Below are 18,558 nucleotides of genomic sequence, written 5' to 3'. Positions count from 1 at the left end.
CAAAAAATACAAACCTCTATCAGCTGATCCACACAGAAGAATTCATTCTAAATCTTTCCGCTCGCCTCAATAGAATCGGAAGAGTCCTAAGGTTGCGTGTAAATCGAAAAACAGATTGCGCAATGTGCTCCGTAAAAATGTTCGCCGTGGGCCCTGGCCCCACTGGCGCGCACCTGAAAATTACCGACAGACTGTTTATCTGTTGGATTCAGGGCAGGGTACCCAGACTCGGTGAGGTGAGCTATGCAAGCGAGTAGACAGTTTCAAATCCCCATACTTCATGTCTTTTTGATGATGTGCCTTATAGCTTTAATGGCAGCGCCACCGGCAGATGCAAAGCCACGCGCATCTAATTGGTTTGATGATCGCGCCGCAGCCAGGGGTGGTAGTCCATCAATTAGAATTGATTTAAGTGAGCAGCGCGCATATCTGTATAAAGGTGGGAAATTAGTTGGTGTCTCCCGTATTTCTTCGGGGAAGCGCGGTTACAGCACAAGCCCCGGACATTTTCGTGTGTTGTCCAAACACCCTTACCACCGCTCGTCTATTTATGGCAGTTTTGTTGATAGACGCACTGGCAGAGTCGTGAGATCGAATGTAAATACTCGAAAGCACCGTCGCCCTGCGGGTACTGTGTATCGTGGAGCAAAAATGAATAACTACATTCGTTTTAATGGCGGTATCGGTCTGCATGCCTCAGGCCACGTGCCCGGCTACCCCGCTTCTCATGGCTGTGTACGTATGCCCCCACATATGGCGAGAAAGTTCTATCAGCATGTGCGTGTAGGCACGCCGGTTCGTGTAACACACTAGTTTCAATTTCGTGGCAGCGAAGGCTTGGCCGGGTATTATCCATCGTGGTGATACCCGGTATTTATTTGCCTCTTAGCTCTTCTACTTTTTTCCCGCTATTATCCTTCTCTTCCATAGATTGCTGCGAGAATATTGATGCTCAAGTCAACCCCCGATTTATGTGATGCCTACCCTGATGAGGTGCGAGTAGTTGATCCTATGTTTATCAATTACGGTGGCCGAGATCGTTTTGGTGGGCAGATTGTCACTATCAAATGTTTTGAAGATAACTCCCTGGTGCGAGAACTGGTGGCTGAACCGGGGCAGGGCAAGGTTTTGGTAGTAGATGCTGGTGGATCTATGCGGCGGGCTTGTCTTGGCGATATGCTGGCAGAAAAGGCGGTTGCCAACGGTTGGGAAGGTATCCTGATGTATGGCTGCATTCGCGATGTAGATGAAATCGCGGAACTGGATCTGGGGGTGCAGGCACTTGGTAGCCATCCAATGAAAACAGAAAAAAAGGGAATTGGTGAAAGAGACCTGGCGGTGAGCTTTGCCGGTGTGGATTTCCGCCCGGGGGAATACCTCTACGCGGATAACAACGGTGTAATTGTGGCGGGTAAGGCACTGACCTAAAAACGCCAGTAAGTCCATTGGGTCTGGAAACTGGCAGCGAAAAAGCGCTGCCAGTTGTTGAGAATCAACTCAGCGGGGATCAATTAGATCATCAGCGGGGTTCTCCGGCATTCTCAGGGACATCAAAAATGCCAAGATCTTATTCTGATCATTTTCACTTAAATACTTGAAATTCTGTGCTGCGTTACTGGCCTCGCTTCCGGGGCTGTCGTGGAGAAAAATGGCTTCTGCCAACGTAGTGGCTCTGCCGTCGTGTAAATAGGGCGCGGTATCGGCCACTCCCCAAAGGCGTGCGGTAATAAACTCACGGTTTTGCTGGTCCGTTTGGAAGAAGGCGTTCTCAGCCAGCCCCTCGCCCATGTCGTGGCGCTTGAGATCAGAGAACATCGCGACCTCTATTCCGCCATTGCGGGTTTGGCGAAAATTTGTCGGTTGCTTGGTGAGGTCCACTTCGTAAAAAATGTCTTCAAAGGGAGTTTCTGGAGAGCCGGTAAGTTTATAAGGGAGGGTCCTTCTCTGGGTGACCATCGTTGGGCGGTGGCAGTCGGCGCAGCCAATATCGGAGAAAAGCCTCCGGCCGTCACGGTGTTCTCTGTCATCGACATCGAATGGTGGTTCCAGGGTGGTAATAAAGATACTCAGTGCGGATAAGTCCCCAACGGTGATTTCGTTGACGACTCCGTCATTATCAGCATCTGCTGTTGCTCCGCCAAAGGCTTCCGAGGCCTGCATCCCCATATGAAATGCCAAGGCGGAGACATCGAACTCCCTGACTGAGGCGTTGTCACCTTTTCGACCAAATGGCCTGACAACCAAATCGTGCTCGATGCCTTCGACATTGGTTGTATCCAAATTGCCGTACTCGTCGGCAATGATGCTCCCAAAATTGACTGATTTTGTTTCCAGTTCAACGATGGTGCCGGGGTTGTTGAGGGCGTGTTGTTTAAGATTTTGTAATTCATGGGTCATCTCACGACCAACCAATTCAATCCCCCCAGCGCCAAATAAAAATACCGGATTAATCAGCCGCCCATCAAACTCTGCGATACCGTCAAAGTTTTCATCGATAACATCGATATTGGCGGGACGGAATAATACGCTGGTTCCGAATCCTCCACCTCCGCCAATGCCTAATCTGGGTGGCGTTGTTCTATTGCTGATAACGGTGTGGCACTCCAGGCAATTTTGCGCATCGAGGCCATTGACCCGTAAAAATGTGCCATTACCTTGCAGGGTGGGCCTGTTACCACCGGTGGGGGAGTGGTTGTCCGGTTCAGAAAAATCGTGGGGGCCATCACCAAAGCCGTCGTAACGATTGAAAGGCGTGCTGAAAATAATCAGCCCCGCTTCACGTATTTCGTCGAGGTGAAGTTGTCCCTGGGAAATTTCATCCTGGCTAATCCTATCTGCAGGGTCTAAGCGCGGTGCTTCGCCGATAAGATCGGCGTAAATTAATGAAGGGAGCATCAGGCTGATGCTGGTGAGAGATATTGCCGTTAATCGCTTCATGTCAAAATCCTTGTTTATTTTTCTTTCCCTTTCAAAAAGTTATAAGGCCAAGTCCCTGGAAAAAATGGTTATTTAATTGAAAGGGGGTGATGGGGTCTCACAATACGAATTGCTGTGGACGGAGTGAGAAAAAGCTAATCTCAATAACTTTTCAATGGCCCTAAAAAAAACAACGCCGGTTTTGTTGAAAAATAAAATGTCTATCAGAGTAGGGGCATGGATTTCTTCTGTGAATTCTTACCTGCAATCAAACGTCTCCTATTATTGTGCATTGATGACTCTCTCGACCCTGCGGGAATTAGCAGTGTTTGTTGCAACGGCTGCCGCTATGGAAGGTGAAAATGAGCGAATTGCGCAAAAAATTCTTTACCGCGCCTCTTTTAAAAATTATTAAACGGGTACTTCCGCCAATTTCTGAAACAGAAAGGGAGGCGATGGAAGCGGGTGAAGTTTGGTGGGACGCTGAGTTATTGTCAGGTAAACCACATTGGGATCAATTGTTGGGGATGGGTCCGCCCGCGCTCAATGAAGAGGAGCAGGCTTTCCTGGAGGGGCCAGTCGAAGAGCTGTGCCGAATGATCAACGATTGGCAAATTAGCTATGTGGATCGCAATATTCCGGAGCATGTTTGGGATTTCCTTCGGAAAAATCGCTTTTTTGGCATTATTATTCCCAAGAAATATGGCGGCCTTGGCTTTTCCCCGACAGCTCATGCGGAGATAGTGACCAAAATTACCACCCGCAGTACCTGTGTGGGTGTCACAGTAATGGTGCCTAACTCATTGGGCCCGGGAGAGCTGCTACTGGCTCACGGTACGCAAGAGCAAAAAGATTACTATTTGCCACGTCTGGCAGATGGCACTGATATTCCCTGCTTTGCACTGACCAGTCCGGAGGCCGGATCTGATGCGGCATCCATGATTGACCGTGGCGTAGTCTGTTACGGCGAATATCAAGGCGAAAAGGTCCTTGGTATGCGTGTTAATTGGCACAAGCGCTATATCACCTTGGGCCCGATAGCCACGGTGTTAGGTTTGGCCTTCAAGCTCTATGACCCGGACCATATTCTCGGCGATGAAGAAGAGCTGGGTATTACGGTTGCCCTGGTGCCCACAGATACACCGGGAGTTTCCATTGGTCAGAGGCATCTCCCAGCGCTGCAAGCATTTCAGAACGGGCCCAACTGGGGAAAAGATGTTTTTATGCCGATGGATTGGATTATTGGCGGCGAGGAGAATGTCGGCAAAGGTTGGGAGATGCTGATGAGTGCCCTTGCCGCAGGCCGAGGAATTTCTCTGCCATCCCTGTCTACCGGTGGAGCAAAAATGGCCGCGCGCATGACCGGCGCTTACGCCCGGGTTCGAGAGCAATTTAATGTGCCTGTTGGCCGCTTTGAAGGCGTGCAACGCCGCTTGGCTGAAATTGCTTCTATCGCCTTTGTATTGGATAGCGCCCATAAAACGACTACCCGTGCCCTGGATGAGGGGCGAAAACCAGCGGTGATCACCGCAATTATGAAAGCCAATGCTACTTGTGGTCTACGTCAAGCCATTATTGATGCAATGGATATTCATGCGGGCAAGGCCATTATGGATGGTCCATTAAATTACCTGGGTAATGTTTATCGAGCGATACCGGTAGCAATTACGGTAGAGGGGGCCAATCTTCTCACTCGCAGTTTGATGATCTTTGGTCAGGGCGCAATTCGCTGTCACCCTTATATCTTGCAGGAAATGTTGGCGGCAGAAAATCCGGATCATGAAGCGGGTTTGGACGAACTGGATAAGTTGCTGCCCAAGCATATGTGGTTTCAATTCAAAACCCTGTGTCGGGGTATTTTTCACGGCTGGACGGTGGGCTTGTTTGCCAGCAGCCCTCGCAACGTAGGGCACGCCGCTAAGTACTACCGGCAATTGAATCGGTATTCGGCGGTGCTATCTCTGGTCACCGAATTTTCCTTGATGACCCTGGGAGGAGAACTCAAGCGAAAAGAATTGATTTCTTCCCGATTGGGCGATGTCTTGAGTCAGCTGTATCTGCTCAGCTGCACCCTGAAGCGCTTTTATGATGATGGCAACCCTAAGGATGACCTCCCTCTGCTGGAATTTGCCATGCGAGATGGATTGCATAAGATCGAAGTCAACTTGTTGGAGGTGTTTCAAAATTTCCCCCGGCCATTTATTGGCCAAGTAATGCACTTCCTCACCATGCCTTGGGGTCACAGTGTCCACACCGCATCGGATCGGCAAGCCAAGGCCTGTGCGGAATTACTGTTGACGCCATCGGCCACTCGCGACCGGCTGACCAGTGGGGTTTTTCTAGGAACTCCTGGGGATGGAGTGGATATTGTTGAGCAGGCGTTTGATCGGGTATGCGCTTCCGAGCGGGCTCGTGAAAAATTAAAAAAAGGCGGTATTCGCAACCTGAGCAGGGATAGCGTGGAAGAAGGGTTAAAGAAAAATCTAATCAGCGATGAAGAGGCTGAGATACTCTACGATGCAGCGGATGCTGTGGAGAAGGCAATTCAGGTGGATCACTTTGAGCACTTGGGTGGGTGTGCGGGCACAGTCCAATAAGGTTTGAGGAAAGCTACCTCCGATGGAATCTGCGCACAAGAATTCTCCAGAGAGCTTTACCAGTGCCGAGGAATGTGTCGATAAGCTTTTAGAAGTCGTCGGCAAGAAAATAGTTCTGGCATTACCGCTGGGGCTTGGTAAGGCAAACCATTTCGCTAATACGCTATACGCTCGAGCGGCAGAAGATCATACGATTTCTCTGACGATATTTACGGCCCTGACGCTGGAGCGCCCCCGTGGGGATAGTGATATTTCCCGGCGCTTTATCCAGCCACTTCTGGATACCCATTACAGTCAATACCAAGACCTTGCTTATGTTCCCGCGAGGAGGAAAGGGCACCTGCCAGGTAATATCCAGGTTATTGAATTCTTTATGGAGCCCGGTTCGCTGCTCGGCAACAACTATGCGCAGCAACACTACGTGAGTGCAAATTATACCCAGGTACCCGGTGAGCTGATCAGTCGGGGGGTTAACGTTATTGCGCAAATGGTGGCGCCTTCAGAGTGTGGAGGTAAGTTCAGTTTAAGTTGCAACCCAGACCTGACACTGCCTGTTCTAAAGCTGGCTGCTCAGCGCAAGGACTACCCCCTGTTTTTATTGGGTGAAGTAAATACACAGCTGCCCTATATCCATGGAAGCAGTGAGCTACCGGCCAGTGCTTTTGACTTTTTGCTGAAAGGCGAAACTTTTGATACGCCGCTGTTTGCGGCTCCGGCCCTGCCAGTAACCTTTACCGAATACAGCATCGCCTACCATATCGCCAGCCTGGTTGAAGATGGAGGAACCCTTCAAGTAGGTATCGGCGCCCTGGGAGATGCGGTTTGCCATGTACTGCGCTTGAGGCATAAGGAAAACGCCCTCTTTTGCCGGATTCTGGATGACTTGGTGGAAGAGGATGCTAAGCGCTACCGAGAGGAATTGCCTCTATGTACTGGCACCTTTAAGCGGGGCCTTTATGGGGCCAGTGAAATGGTGCCCCACGGTTTTCTCCATTTGCGCAGAGCGGGGGTTCTGACCCGTAAAGTCTACGCTGATGCGACAATTCAACATCTGCTCGATAGCGATCAGATTACTGATACTGTGCAGGAAGAAACGCTGCTGGCATTAAAGAATGCTGGCCGTATCAGTTGCCCTTTAACCGTGGCAGATACAGATTTTTTACAGCAGCTTGGCATTGTGGACCCCAGCTACAGTTGGCGGGGCCATAAGTTGCTGACTCCTGATGGTGAAGAAGAGGAGTGTGATCTTCACAGCGAACATGGGCGCCGCCGTCTAATTGGTAGTTGCCTGAATAAAAAGATCGCTGGGGGGATCTGGTTACATGGTGGCTTCTATCTGGGGCCGGAACTTATGTATCGAGAGTTGCGGGATCTGGACCCTAAGGAGGGTGCAGGTCTCGATATGATTGACATCAGTTTTACCAATGACCTCCAATCCCAAAGAGACCTAAAGCTGGCGCAGCGACAGCATGCGCGCTTTGTAAATTCAGCCATGATGGTGACCCTTGGGGGGGCGGTTGTCTCGGATGCCTTGGTGGATAACCACGTGGTGAGTGGGGTGGGAGGGCAATATAACTTTGTCGCCCAGGCTTGGGACTTGCCTGGGGCCCGATCCATTATTGCGCTCCCCAGTGTGCGAATGCGCGATGGTATCTGCGAGAGTAATATTGTGTGGGAATATCCTCACACGACCATTCCCCGGCATTTGCGCGATGTGGTTGTGACGGAATATGGCGCAGTCGATTTGCGTGGTAAAACAGACCGGGATGTAATGGTGGCCATGCTCAGTATCTGTGATACCCGCTTTCAAGCTGTATTGCTAGAGCAGGCCAAGCACGCGGGGAAGATAGAAAAAAGCTTTTCGATTCCCGAGAGTTTTAATAAAAACACACCTGAACACCTCGCCAGTGTATTCAATGACGAAAAATGCCTGGCGGAACTGCCTCACTATCCACTGGGTACTGATTTCTCTGATGAGGAAGCCCTGCTAGCGGTGGCCCTACAGCACTTGCGCTCCGCTGATAAAAGCTGGTGGAAAGTGTTGGCCAATATTTTTAAAGGCCGCCGGGTCTGGCACGATAAATCCTCAAGTGCCGACTATATCCAACGCTGCTTACAGCGAATGGGGTACGATCATACAGAAACCTATGAGCATAGGCTGGAAGCCTATATCGTTGCTGCCGCGTTACAAGAGTATATCGACCAGCGTAGGCCCCTGCGCCGTGAGTAAATAAAATTAGTGAAGTTTGCCCTGGGCCTGGATGGCGGTGAGGGCAATGGTATACACAATATCATCCACGAGTGCGCCCCGTGATAGGTCGTTAACCGGCTTGCGCAACCCCTGCAACATTGGCCCAATACTCACTAAATCAGCGCTGCGTTGAACGGCTTTGTAGGTCGTGTTGCCGGTATTCAGGTCGGGAAAGATAAAAACTGTGGCCCTGCCGGCTACGGGGCTGTGCGGGGCTTTTTGGGCGGCGACATTGCGGATCAGGGCGGCGTCGTATTGAAGGGGGCCATCAATAATCAGCTGCGGTCTCTTCTGTTTGGCCAACTGGGTAGCCTCGCGGACTTTATCGACATCGCTGCCGCTGCCGGATGTGCCGGTGGAGTAACTGATCATTGCGACTCGGGGTTCTATACCAAATGCCGCTGCGGAATCTGCTGATTGAATGGCTATAGCGGCGAGTTGCTGTGCATTGGGATCGGGATTGATCGCGCAATCTCCGTAGACCAGTACCTGTTCAGGGAGCAGCATAAAAAATATCGAGGAAACCAGCTCTTCATCCGGGGCAGTTTTGATCAGTTGCAGGGCAGGCCGAATGGTATTGGCTGTTGTGTGAATAGCGCCGGATACCAGTCCATCCACTTCACCCAATGCCAACATCATAGTTCCGAGAACCACATTATCCTGTAGCTGCTCCAATGCTACCACTTGAGTGAGCCCCTTGTTTTTACGCAGGGTAACCATGGGTTCAACGTAGTGTGCTCTCACTGCCTTGGGATCGACAATTTCCAACTTTTTATTGAGCTTTAACCCCTGCTGCTCAGCAATTTTGAAAATATCTTTTTCTTCGCCCAGTAAAACCGGGTGTGCAATCTCTCTCTCCAGGCAGAGCTGGGCGGCGCGAATGGTGCGGGGTTCGGTTCCTTCGGGTAGGACAATCCGCATAGTGCGACGCCGGGCCAGTTCCGTGAGGTGGTAGCGGAATGCCGGGGGTGAAAGGCGTTTGGGGATTTCACTTTGTTGGCTCAGTGATTCCACCCACTCCTCATCCAGGCGACTGGCGAAAAATTCCTGCACCCGGTCCACGCGATTTCTGTCATCTGATGGGGTGCGCAAATTAAAAGTCTGCAGTGACATCACCGTGTGCCAGGTATTGGAAGGCACCAGTAAAATGGGTAGGCCTGTTTCCATGGCCGGGGTGCACAGCTTCAAAATGGCTTTGTCCAAATGGTAGCCGCCGGTTAATAGCAGGCATCCAATTTTGACTCCATTCATCACGGCTAAACATGCGCCCACAACCACATCGGGCCTATCGGCAGAAGTTACCAGCATGGCCCCAGGCTTAAATCTTCTCAACATATTGGGCAGTGAGCGGGAGCAGAAAGTGACGGTATGCAACCTGCGAGTTTCCAGCTCCCCTTTATTGAGTACCTTTGCATTAAAGTGCCGCGCCAGGTCGAGTGCACGGGGGGAGAGCAGTTCTGCATTCCAGGGAATAAAACCGACAATACGCAGTGGAATCTGCTTTGAAAGTATCTCAGGGGTCAGGCTAGGGGGGCTTTCTTTACTAGATTCCAGTTGTGAATGCAGTCCAATTAAATGAGCTCCGGGAGTATCCATAATTTCCGCTGGCAGACCCACTTTATTGATGATGCAGCCCACTACGCGCTTCGCATCCTCGCCGCCATAAAGACGAACGGCAAATTCCAGTCTCTCGCGAAGTTGCTTGATTGAGTCGCTGGCACCGGGAGATGGACAGGCGACGAGTACCACTTCCGCATCTAGGGTTTTGGCAATTTGATAATTCAGCTGGTTAGTCACGGGATTGTCGCGGCTGGGTAGCACGCCTTCGATTACATTAACTTCAGCCTTCGCCGAGATTCGTCTGAAGCGGGCGAGAATCTCTTCCAGTAAATCCGCCATTTTTCCGGTGGATACCATCGAGTCCGCATATTCGGCACTCAGCGAGCTGGGGATGGCCAGGTTGGATGTTTGCCGCAAGATTTCGGTGGTGCGCTCTATAGTGCCGTCTGGTGGTGGGGGTTCGGCGACGGGTTTAAAAAATTGAAGCTCAATACTTTTTCGGTCTAGCGCCCGAATTAAACCCAGGCTTACAGAGGTGATGCCGGCCCCCGCTTCCAGGGGAACCAGCATCAGGGTTCTGGCGTTACTGTGTCGCAGCATGTTTAAGACTGCACCAAGCGCGATGTATCCCGGGCAATAATCCAGTCTTCCTTAGTGGGGATTACCAGGATGTTGGGAGTTTCCTGCGCAGAGATTAAGCCCTCCACTTGCGACTTGGTTTTCTGATTGGCTTCGGGGTTGAGCTGGTAACCTAAGGGTTTGAGCCATTCGATGGTCCGGCTTCGCACCCCGGAGGAGTTCTCCCCGATACCGCCTGTGAATACCAAAGCATCGACGCTACCCAAGGGGATGGTGTAAGCAGCAATATATTTGGCCAGGCGGTAACAGAATATTTCCAGGGCGAGTTTGGCTCCCTGATGATCTTTCTCGGCAGCTTGCTCCAGTGCGCGGCAATCACTGCTCAGGGTGGATATGCCCAACATACCGCTTTCTCTATTTAGCAGCTGCTCAAGTGAGGCTTGGGTATATCCCAGCGCTTGCTGTAAGTAGAGGAGTATTCCCGGGTCCAGATCGCCGCAGCGACTCCCCATTACCAGTCCTTCAAGAGGTGTAAGCCCCATGCTTGTATCTACACTGCAACCCTGTTTGATGGCGCAAATAGAGGCGCCGCCACCGAGGTGGGCAGCAATGATATTGAGTTCAGCCGTCTGTTTTCCCAGTAGTTCGGCGCACCGCTCGCCAATGTACTGATAGCTACTGCCATGCATGCCATAGCGGCGGATCTTGTGCTCTTCGTACAGTGGGTAGGGGAGCCCGTATAGATACGCATACTTCGGCATTTGCTGATGAAAGGCGGTATCAAAAACGGCGACTTGGGGGAGTTGGGGGAATGCATCGAGGGCGGCGTAGATCCCCTTGAGAGCAGCGGGGTTATGCAAGGGGGCTAAGTCACAGCACTCTTCGATACAGGCCATCACCTTCTGATTGATCAGAACGGAGCTGGAGAAATGCTCGCCGCCATGGACGACTCGGTGACCTATCGCTTTTAACCCGTCCTGTAACTCTGACCAGGCTCGGTCAAACTGTGTTACCAGCTCATTAATTACCGCCGCGTGGTCGCTATCCAGCGCGAGCCGATGGGAGTCTTCTGTTCCTTGATAGTGCCACTTCAGTTTGGCTTTGGGGGTGCCAAGGGCTTCCGCGATACCAGCAAGATGTTCTGCACCCGAATCTGGGTCCAGCACGGAAAACTTCACTGACGAGCTGCCGCAATTGAATATCAGAATTAAATTTTGATCGCTCATGATGCGCGAATTTCAACGAGGGTGCTTTAAGGCTAGCCGAGGAGTTGTCTTTGCGAGGGAAAGAACCGGAGTAGTTCAGTTTCGGAATAAAAAAGGGCCGCAGTAGCGGCCCAAGTAATAAAAATTGCAGAGATCAAAGCATAGGCAAACTTGCGGTGCTTTGAGATGAACCCAATAGGTTCAAAAAAAGAGGCGGCAAGTGCCGCCTCAAATTTACTGAAACCGTACCGGTCGATTAACCGAACTGGTTCATGGTGTTGTCTTTACCACCAGCCTTCAGGGCAGCATCACCAGCAAAGTATTCTTTGTGGTCGTCGCCGATGTCGGAACCAGCCATGTTCTGGTGCTTAACGCAGGCGATGCTCTGGCGGATCTCTTTGCGCTGTACGCCTTTCACATAGCCCAGCATACCTTGCTCACCGAAGTACTCTTTGGCCAGGTTGTCGGTAGACAGGGCCGCAGTGTGGTAAGTCGGCAGAGTGATCAGGTGGTGGAAGATACCAGCTTCGCGAGCTGCGTCGGCCTGGAAGGTACGGATCTTCTCGTCGGCCGCTGCAGACAGCTCAGAGTCGTCGTACTCGGCGCTCATCAGGTTGGCGCGGTCGTATGCGGATACGTCTTTACCTTCTTCGGACCAAGCATCGAATACCTGCTGGCGGAAGTTCAGGGTCCAGTTGAAGGACGGGCTGTTGTTGTAAACCAGCTTCGCATCGGGAACGACTTTGCGGATTTCGTCCATCATGCCGCCGATCTGGCGAACGTGAGGCTTCTCGGTTTCGATCCAGATCAGGTCTGCACCGTTCTGCAAAGAGGTGATGCTGTCCAGGATGCAGCGCGCTTCGCCAGTGCCCTTGCGGAACTGGAACAGGTTGGAAGCCAGACGCTTAGGACGCAGCAGCTTGCCTTCGCGGTTGATGATTACGTCGCCGTTGGCCAGCTCGGAAGCATCGATTTCTTCGCAATCCAGGAAGGAGTTGTACTGGTCACCCAGGTCACCCGGCTTATTGGTTACAGCGATTTGCTTGGTCAGGCCAGCGCCCAGGGAGTCGGTACGGGCAACGATAACACCATTGTCTACGCCCAGTTCCAGGAACGCGTAGCGAACTGCGCGGATCTTGGCCAGGAAGTCTTCGTGAGGAACGGTTACTTTACCGTCCTGGTGACCACACTGCTTCTCGTCAGAAACCTGGTTTTCGATTTGGATACAGCAAGCACCCGCTTCGATCATTTTCTTGGCCAGCAGGTAAGTTGCTTCGGCGTTACCAAAACCTGCATCGATGTCGGCGATGATCGGTACAATGTGAGTCTTGTGGTTGTCGATCTTGTCCTGGGCAGCTTTCTCAGCTTCTTTATCGCCAGCTTCGCGAGCGGCGTCCACTTCGCGGAACAGGTCGTTCAGTTCGCGGGCATCAGCCTGGCGCAGGAAGGTGTAGAGCTCTTCGATCAGAGCAGCTACGGAAGTTTTTTCGTGCATGGACTGGTCGGGCAGAGGACCGAATTCGCTGCGCAGAGCGGCAACCATCCAGCCGGACAGGTACAGGTAGCGGCGGTCGGTATTGCCTTCGAAGTGCTTCTTAATAGAAATCATCTTCTGCTGACCGATGAAACCGTGCCAGCAACCCAGGGACTGGGTGTACTTGGACGTGTCCTTGTCGTAGTTTTCCATGTCGGCGCGCATGATATCAGCGGTGTACTTGGCAATATCCAGGCCGTGCTTGAATTTGTTCTGGGCACGCATACGGGCAACAGATTCGGGATCAATGGCGTCCCAGGAGCTGCCATGGCTTTCACGGAGCTTTGCTACCGCGTCGATGTCTTGAGTGTAAGTGGACATGACTGTAAATCCTTAAACGGTGACTGCGATTAGGTGTTGAGTATCTTAGGAGGAGTGGCATAATTTGCCTAATTTATTGATTTTATTTTCACTATCGATTTGGCGAATAGATGTATGCAACTGGAAAGAGCTGACCTGAACCTGCTGGTTTACCTCGATGTGCTACTGCGCGAACGCAATGTGACCCGTGCAGCCAATTACCTGGGGCTGTCCCAGCCGGCCATGAGCAATGGCCTGAAGCGCCTGCGGGAACTGTTTGACGATCCGTTGCTGGTGCGCACCCGCGAGGGCATGATGCCCACGGAAAGGGCTCTGGAATTGCAGCCGATGGTGCGCGAAGCACTCTCATCCATTGATCGGGTTATCCAGCCAAATCGGGATTTTGACCCCGCTAATACCCGCCGCACCTTCCGCATCATGGCCAGTGACTACGCCGAGTCCACCCTGATACCGCCGCTGCTAAAGCAACTGCGGGATGACGCCCCGGGTATCAGCTTGGATATCATGACGCCCAGTGATGTGAGCTTTGTGGATGTAGAGCAGGGCAAGGTGGATATGGTGATCAACCGCTTTGACAGCATGCCGCAGAGCTTTCACCAGGCCACCGTATGGCGCGATAGCTTCTCCTGTGTGATGCGCGCCGATAACCCGATTCTCCGGGATTACAATCTGCAGAGTTATCTGGAAGCCCAGCATATCTGGGTGAGCAAGACCGGTATGGGGGTGGGTGTCGGGGTTAACCCGGAAGATGTACAGCGCTTGGGCTGGGTGGATGAGGCCATAGGTCGTTTGGGAGAGAAGCGGGATATCTCCGTTTTCACCCGTCACTACCAGGTAGCTATGCTGCTGGCTGAACAGAGCGATCTGATCGTAACGGTGCCCACTCGCCTGGCCCAATTGGCCAGTGATAACCCCCGAGTAGTGAGGCGTGATCCGCCCCTGGATATTCCCAACTTGGAGTTAAAAATGGCTTGGAGCCCGCTGTTACAGCAGAGCGCCCCGCACCGCTGGTTGCGCCGTTTAATTCTCGATATTGGCCGCGCTTTGTAACGATATTGCAGTAAGGTGATGTGTCTGCGTGGTTTTGTCCGAGCAATCGCACATCAGCCACTTCTTCATAAAAATTCGATCTATGAATAGTGGGAATTGTGTCTATAAATTAGCGGTATGTGGAAATGGCTGTTTAGAATGCCGCTATTCCAACAATCTGATGAGAGGCCCTGGGTATGACGGAACGAGTCCAAATCGGCGATCTGCAAATCGCGCCAGAACTATATAACCTGGTTTGCGAAGAAGTGATTCCAGGAACTGGAGTTAGCGCCGAAGCTTTCTGGGCCAAATTGGAATCTATTGTCCACGATCTGGCTCCGGTAAACCGCGCCTTGCTGGAAAAACGCGATGAACTGCAGGAGACCCTGGATCGCTGGCACACGGACAACCCCGAAGGTTTCCGCGATCTGGAAGGCTATCAAACTTTCCTGCGAGAGATCGGCTACCTCGCCGACGAGCCTGCTGAATTCAGCGCAACTACCGAAAATGTCGATGAAGAGATCGCCATCCTGGCGGGACCTCAGCTGGTTGTGCCGGTAATGAATGCACGCTACGCGCTCAATGCGGCAAACGCGCGCTGGGGCAGCCTTTACGACGCACTTTACGGTACTGATGTGATCAGTGAAGAGGGTGGCGCGGAAAAAGGTACGGAATACAACCCGGTTCGCGGCGCTAAAGTGATCGAATATGCACGCAACTTCCTCGATCAGTCGGCCCCGCTTACCTGTGGCAGTCATGCTGAGGCGGTGCAATACCGCATCAATGGCTCGCTGCTAGAAGTGGTACAGGCCAATGGCGACATCGCCACCTTAAAAGATGCCAAGCAGTTTATTGGTTATTTGGGTGACAGTGAAGAGCCCTCCAGCATCCTGCTGAAGCAGCACGGTTTGCACTTTGAGATCCAGGTGGATCGCGAGAGCCCCATCGGCAAAACCGATGATGCCGGTGTGAAAGATGTGCTAATGGAATCTGCGCTGACCACCATTATGGATTGCGAAGATTCGGTAGCGGCTGTCGATGCTGAAGATAAGGTAGTGGTTTACCGCAACTGGCTCGGTCTGATGAAGGGTGACCTGAAGGAAATCATTAGCAAAGGCGGTAAGTCCTTTGAGCGTAAGCTCAATGCAGATCGTGAATACACCTCCCCGAATGGCAACCAGGTTACCTTGCCGGGGCGCAGTCTGATGTTTGTACGCAACGTCGGCCACCTGATGACCAACGATGCAGTGCTGTTCGGCGATGGCCAGGAAATCCCCGAAGGGATTCTCGACGGCATGATCACCAGCTTGATCGCTTTGCATGACCTCCGTGGTGAGAGCCCGATCAAGAATTCCCGTGAAGGCAGTATCTATATCGTAAAACCAAAGATGCACGGCCCGGAGGAAGTGGCTTTCGCCAATACTCTGTTTAACCGAATCGAAGATGCGCTCGATCTGCCCCGTTACACAGTAAAAATGGGCATTATGGACGAAGAGCGTCGCACCACTGTGAACCTCAAAGCTTGTATTGCCGAAGCGAAAGAGCGTGTAGTCTTTATTAATACTGGCTTCCTCGATCGCACCGGTGACGAGATCCATACTTCCATGCTTGCGGGCCCCATGATTCGCAAGGGTGATATGAAGCAATCCACATGGATTAACGCCTACGAAGAATGGAATGTGGATGTTGGCCTGAACAGTGGCCTGAAAGGCAGAGCGCAAATTGGTAAAGGCATGTGGCCAATTCCAGACCAGATGTCAGCCATGATGCACGCTAAGTTGGCCCACCCAATGGCCGGTGCCAATACGGCGTGGGTACCGTCGCCCACGGCTGCTACCTTGCATGCCTTGCACTACCACAAAGTGGATGTGAATCGCCGCCAGGAAGAGATTCAACATCGCCATCATGCCAAGCTGGAAGATATTCTGACAGTTCCGGTAGCGGCTGAAACCAACTGGAGTGCTAAAGATATCCAGCTTGAGTTGGACAACAATGCCCAAGGTATTCTCGGCTATGTAGTACGCTGGGTAGAGCAGGGCGTGGGTTGCTCCAAGGTGCCGGATATCAATGATGTAGGCCTGATGGAAGACCGTGCAACCCTGAGAATTTCCTCTCAGCATATCGCCAACTGGCTCAAGCAGGGTATCGTTAGCGAAAAGCAAGTGCGTGAAACCATGGAGCGTATGGCTGCTGTGGTAGACCGCCAGAATGCCGGCGACTCCAATTATAACGATATGGCACCGAACTTTGATAAGAGCGTTGCCTTCCAGGCTGCTTGTGAGCTGGTATTCGAAGGTTGTGCCCAGCCGAATGGTTATACCGAGCCGGTTCTGCACCGTCGTAGACGCGAGTTTAAAGCTCTAAATGCATAATTGCTGAGCTAGTTGAGTTCGAGAAGGCCCCATTTGGGGCCTTTTTTATTTTGGGGGTCATTGGATTATTAATTAATTGGCACGAGCTTGATTGTTCCGCGTTAACCCACTTTGCTGCGGGTAATCCTGTAGCTTCTCTATTGGCTCTTAAGTTAAATTATGGAACTCTAACTTGCAGAGTTTTTCATCTTTGTTATTCGTTATTGGATTGGGTGACCAAGGCAAAATAAGCAGTGCATCTTAGAGGGGGTGATGAAGCAGGAATAATTCTTCTTATGTGTGTTTGGGAATTGGTCTGTGCAAGCATGTTATTTTCTATGGATTGAGATGATGTTCCTATGGCAGGGTAATACGGACAGGCGATACTGAGGTGATATTTTTTTACATTCTTACCAGGGCTCAATCCATGTTTAATTACCCAAAGGATATCTACGCGACTGGATTAGTGATGCTGTTTTCATGTGTTTATTCTACCGGTAGTTTGGCTGTCCAATGCGGAGATATTATTGCCAATTCTCAAGTCCTCACTGACGCATTATCTTGCAGTGATGATCCAGCGCTAACTATTGAGGGGCCGGAGGGTTTCCTTGTGATAGAAGGTGAGGGTTCTATTGAGTGCACTACTAATGGTATAGGAATCCATATGCTGGGGAAGTCTGGGGTTGTCATGGGAGGGTTTGTCACTAATTGTGATTTAGGGTTGTTGTTGGATGGAGATGGTTCCCATAAAGTGATTGGTGTAACAGTTGAAGAATCCTCTAGCGCAGCAATTTTTGCACAAAGTGACGGTAATCTAATTCGTCAAAGCACGGTGTCGAACACTACTAACGTAATAGCATCTGGTTTGGAGCTAGATGGTGAGAGAAATGTTGCCGTTGGTAATAATGTGTCTGGATTTTTAGAATATGGAATAGCTGGCTTTGGTTTCTATTCATATATTGGAAATAATTATGTAGAGAATAGTGAGTTGGGGATTATATTGGGTGCATTAGTAGTTGATGGAGAGAGTATAGGTGCTTCGTATTGCGTAATTGAAAGTAATACAGTGGTAGGCAGTCTACGTACGGGAATTGGAATAGGCGCACCCTATACATATCCTAACATGGATAATTTAGTGACAGGGAATACTGTAACTGGAAGTGGTAATGATGATATTTTGGATGATAATGAAGAGTCAGATTGTAGTGATGGTTTAAATGTGTGGTCTAACAATACTGCTGACACATCATTTCCATCCTGCCTTAAAAATCTTTAGAAGTTAAGAAAATATTCCTATAGTGGGTTGATCGTAAAGAGGCGATACTTTGGTGAAGCTATATTCTACTTGCTGAGGTTCCATCAATGTCCTTCTCTCCAAAAACACTCCTTGCTCCTGGGGTGGTGATGTCAACTCTATGTTTTTCTTCAGTCTGCATTGCAGATGTTGAATGTGGCGATACTATTACTGACGCGCAGACTCTTACTGGTGAGCTTTCTTGCAGCGAAGATCCAGCAATAACGGTTGAAGGTCCTGACGGTAGTCTTGTAATGTCTGGTGAAGGCGCAATTGAATGCACTACCGATGGGGTTGGGATACTTATGTTAGGAGCTTCAGGAGTTGTGACGGGTGGAGTTGTTAGTAATTGTGAAACTGGATTGGAGTTGGCGGGGAGTGGCCTACATAAAGTATTCAGTGTAACCGTCGAGGAATCCAGTGGCGCAGGCGTTTTTGCAGAAAGTGATAGTAACCTTATCCGACAGAATACCTTGTCAAACACCACTAATGTTAAGGCATCGGGTATTGTGCTGGAAGGGGTTGCTAATGTTGCAATTGGAAATAGTGTCTCTGGTTTTTTTGAAAATGGAATTGGTGGCTTTGGTTTCTTTTCTTATATTGGGAATAATTATTTAGAAGGTAATGCTGTTGCTATAAGCCTGGGAGCAAGAATAATTGATGGTGTGACTGTAGGTGCTTCTTTTTGTGTTATTGCCAGTAATAATGTCCAGAATAATGAAATTGGGGGCATAGCGATTGGAGGTCCCTATGTCATTCAGAATATGGACAATGTAGTTAGTGGAAATACAGTAGCAGGCAGTGGCTTTGATGACCTTTTAGATGACAACGAGGCTTCAGATTGTAGTTCTGGGACCAATATTTGGTCTGGCAATACAGCAAATACTTCGTTCCCTTCATGCCTTAAAGATTTATAAGTAG

13 protein-coding genes are annotated in these 18,558 nt (G+C 50.7%); 9 read left to right on the top strand and 4 right to left on the bottom strand.

Going from position 1 to position 18,558, the window contains the following annotated elements:
- Window positions 1-243 precede the first annotated feature (243 nt).
- Both ACJJIQ_RS10330 and rraA read left to right on the top strand, forming a co-directional pair.
- Window positions 244-813: a L,D-transpeptidase family protein gene (locus ACJJIQ_RS10330; RefSeq protein WP_445364546.1), complete on the top strand. Its 570-nt coding sequence runs from the start codon at window positions 244-246 to the stop codon at window positions 811-813.
- Between the two features lie 135 nt (window positions 814-948).
- Window positions 949-1,428 (top strand): ribonuclease E activity regulator RraA, encoded by a 480-nt coding sequence (gene rraA / locus ACJJIQ_RS10325; RefSeq protein ID WP_445364545.1) that lies wholly within the window; start codon window positions 949-951, stop codon window positions 1,426-1,428.
- A 69-nt stretch (window positions 1,429-1,497) separates the two neighbouring features.
- On the opposite strand, the gene ACJJIQ_RS10320 is transcribed toward rraA, so the two are convergent.
- Window positions 1,498-2,937 (bottom strand): di-heme oxidoredictase family protein, encoded by a 1,440-nt coding sequence (locus tag ACJJIQ_RS10320; RefSeq protein ID WP_445364544.1) that lies wholly within the window; start codon window positions 2,935-2,937, stop codon window positions 1,498-1,500.
- A gap of 154 nt (window positions 2,938-3,091) precedes the next feature.
- Here ACJJIQ_RS10320 and ACJJIQ_RS10315 point away from each other — a divergent pair, with 154 nt between their 5' ends.
- Genes ACJJIQ_RS10315 through ACJJIQ_RS10305 form a run of 3 tightly spaced genes read left to right on the top strand, consistent with a single transcriptional unit; the run spans window position 3,092 to window position 7,743 of the window.
- Entirely contained in the window at window positions 3,092-3,331 is a 240-nt protein-coding gene (locus ACJJIQ_RS10315; RefSeq protein ID WP_413662261.1) for a hypothetical protein, read from the top strand.
- The gene (locus tag ACJJIQ_RS10310) at window positions 3,279-5,513 is read left to right on the top strand and encodes an acyl-CoA dehydrogenase (RefSeq protein ID WP_413662260.1); all 2,235 of its coding nucleotides are present in this window, start codon (window positions 3,279-3,281) and stop codon (window positions 5,511-5,513) included. The genes ACJJIQ_RS10315 and ACJJIQ_RS10310 overlap by 53 nt, the downstream gene beginning before the upstream one ends.
- 22 nt (window positions 5,514-5,535) lie before the next feature.
- Window positions 5,536-7,743, top strand: coding sequence for an acetyl-CoA hydrolase/transferase C-terminal domain-containing protein (locus ACJJIQ_RS10305; RefSeq protein ID WP_445364543.1), 2,208 nt, complete (start codon window positions 5,536-5,538; stop codon window positions 7,741-7,743).
- 6 nt (window positions 7,744-7,749) lie between these two features.
- On the opposite strand, the gene pta is transcribed toward ACJJIQ_RS10305, so the two are convergent.
- The 3 genes from pta to ACJJIQ_RS10290 all read right to left on the bottom strand — a co-directional run bounded on the left by pta (window position 7,750) and on the right by ACJJIQ_RS10290 (window position 12,963).
- Entirely contained in the window at window positions 7,750-9,924 is a 2,175-nt protein-coding gene (gene pta, locus ACJJIQ_RS10300; protein WP_445364542.1) for a phosphate acetyltransferase, read from the bottom strand.
- A 2-nt stretch (window positions 9,925-9,926) separates the two neighbouring features.
- Complete coding sequence (locus ACJJIQ_RS10295) at window positions 9,927-11,081, bottom strand: acetate kinase (RefSeq protein ID WP_445364541.1); 1,155 nt, start codon at window positions 11,079-11,081, stop codon at window positions 9,927-9,929.
- A 283-nt stretch (window positions 11,082-11,364) separates the two neighbouring features.
- Window positions 11,365-12,963 (bottom strand): isocitrate lyase, encoded by a 1,599-nt coding sequence (locus ACJJIQ_RS10290; RefSeq protein ID WP_282932507.1) that lies wholly within the window; start codon window positions 12,961-12,963, stop codon window positions 11,365-11,367.
- 114 nt (window positions 12,964-13,077) lie between these two features.
- On the opposite strand from ACJJIQ_RS10290, the gene ACJJIQ_RS10285 reads away from it, so the two are divergent.
- The 4 genes from ACJJIQ_RS10285 (at window position 13,078) to ACJJIQ_RS10270 (ending at window position 18,554) form a co-directional block, all read left to right on the top strand.
- Entirely contained in the window at window positions 13,078-14,013 is a 936-nt protein-coding gene (locus ACJJIQ_RS10285) for a LysR family transcriptional regulator (protein ID WP_108733532.1), read from the top strand.
- A gap of 176 nt (window positions 14,014-14,189) precedes the next feature.
- A complete protein-coding gene (locus ACJJIQ_RS10280; protein ID WP_444928093.1) occupies window positions 14,190-16,364 on the top strand; it encodes a malate synthase G in 2,175 nt (724 codons plus the stop codon).
- Between the two features lie 406 nt (window positions 16,365-16,770).
- Window positions 16,771-17,619, top strand: a complete 849-nt coding sequence (locus ACJJIQ_RS10275) for a right-handed parallel beta-helix repeat-containing protein (RefSeq protein ID WP_445364540.1) — start codon at window positions 16,771-16,773, stop codon at window positions 17,617-17,619.
- 128 nt (window positions 17,620-17,747) lie between these two features.
- A complete protein-coding gene (locus ACJJIQ_RS10270) occupies window positions 17,748-18,554 on the top strand; it encodes a NosD domain-containing protein (RefSeq protein ID WP_445364539.1) in 807 nt (268 codons plus the stop codon).
- Window positions 18,555-18,558 lie beyond the last annotated feature (4 nt).

The organism is Microbulbifer maximicatervae (SeqCode), from assembly GCF_052468295.1.
This window is presented reverse-complemented; position numbering and strand designations above follow the sequence as displayed.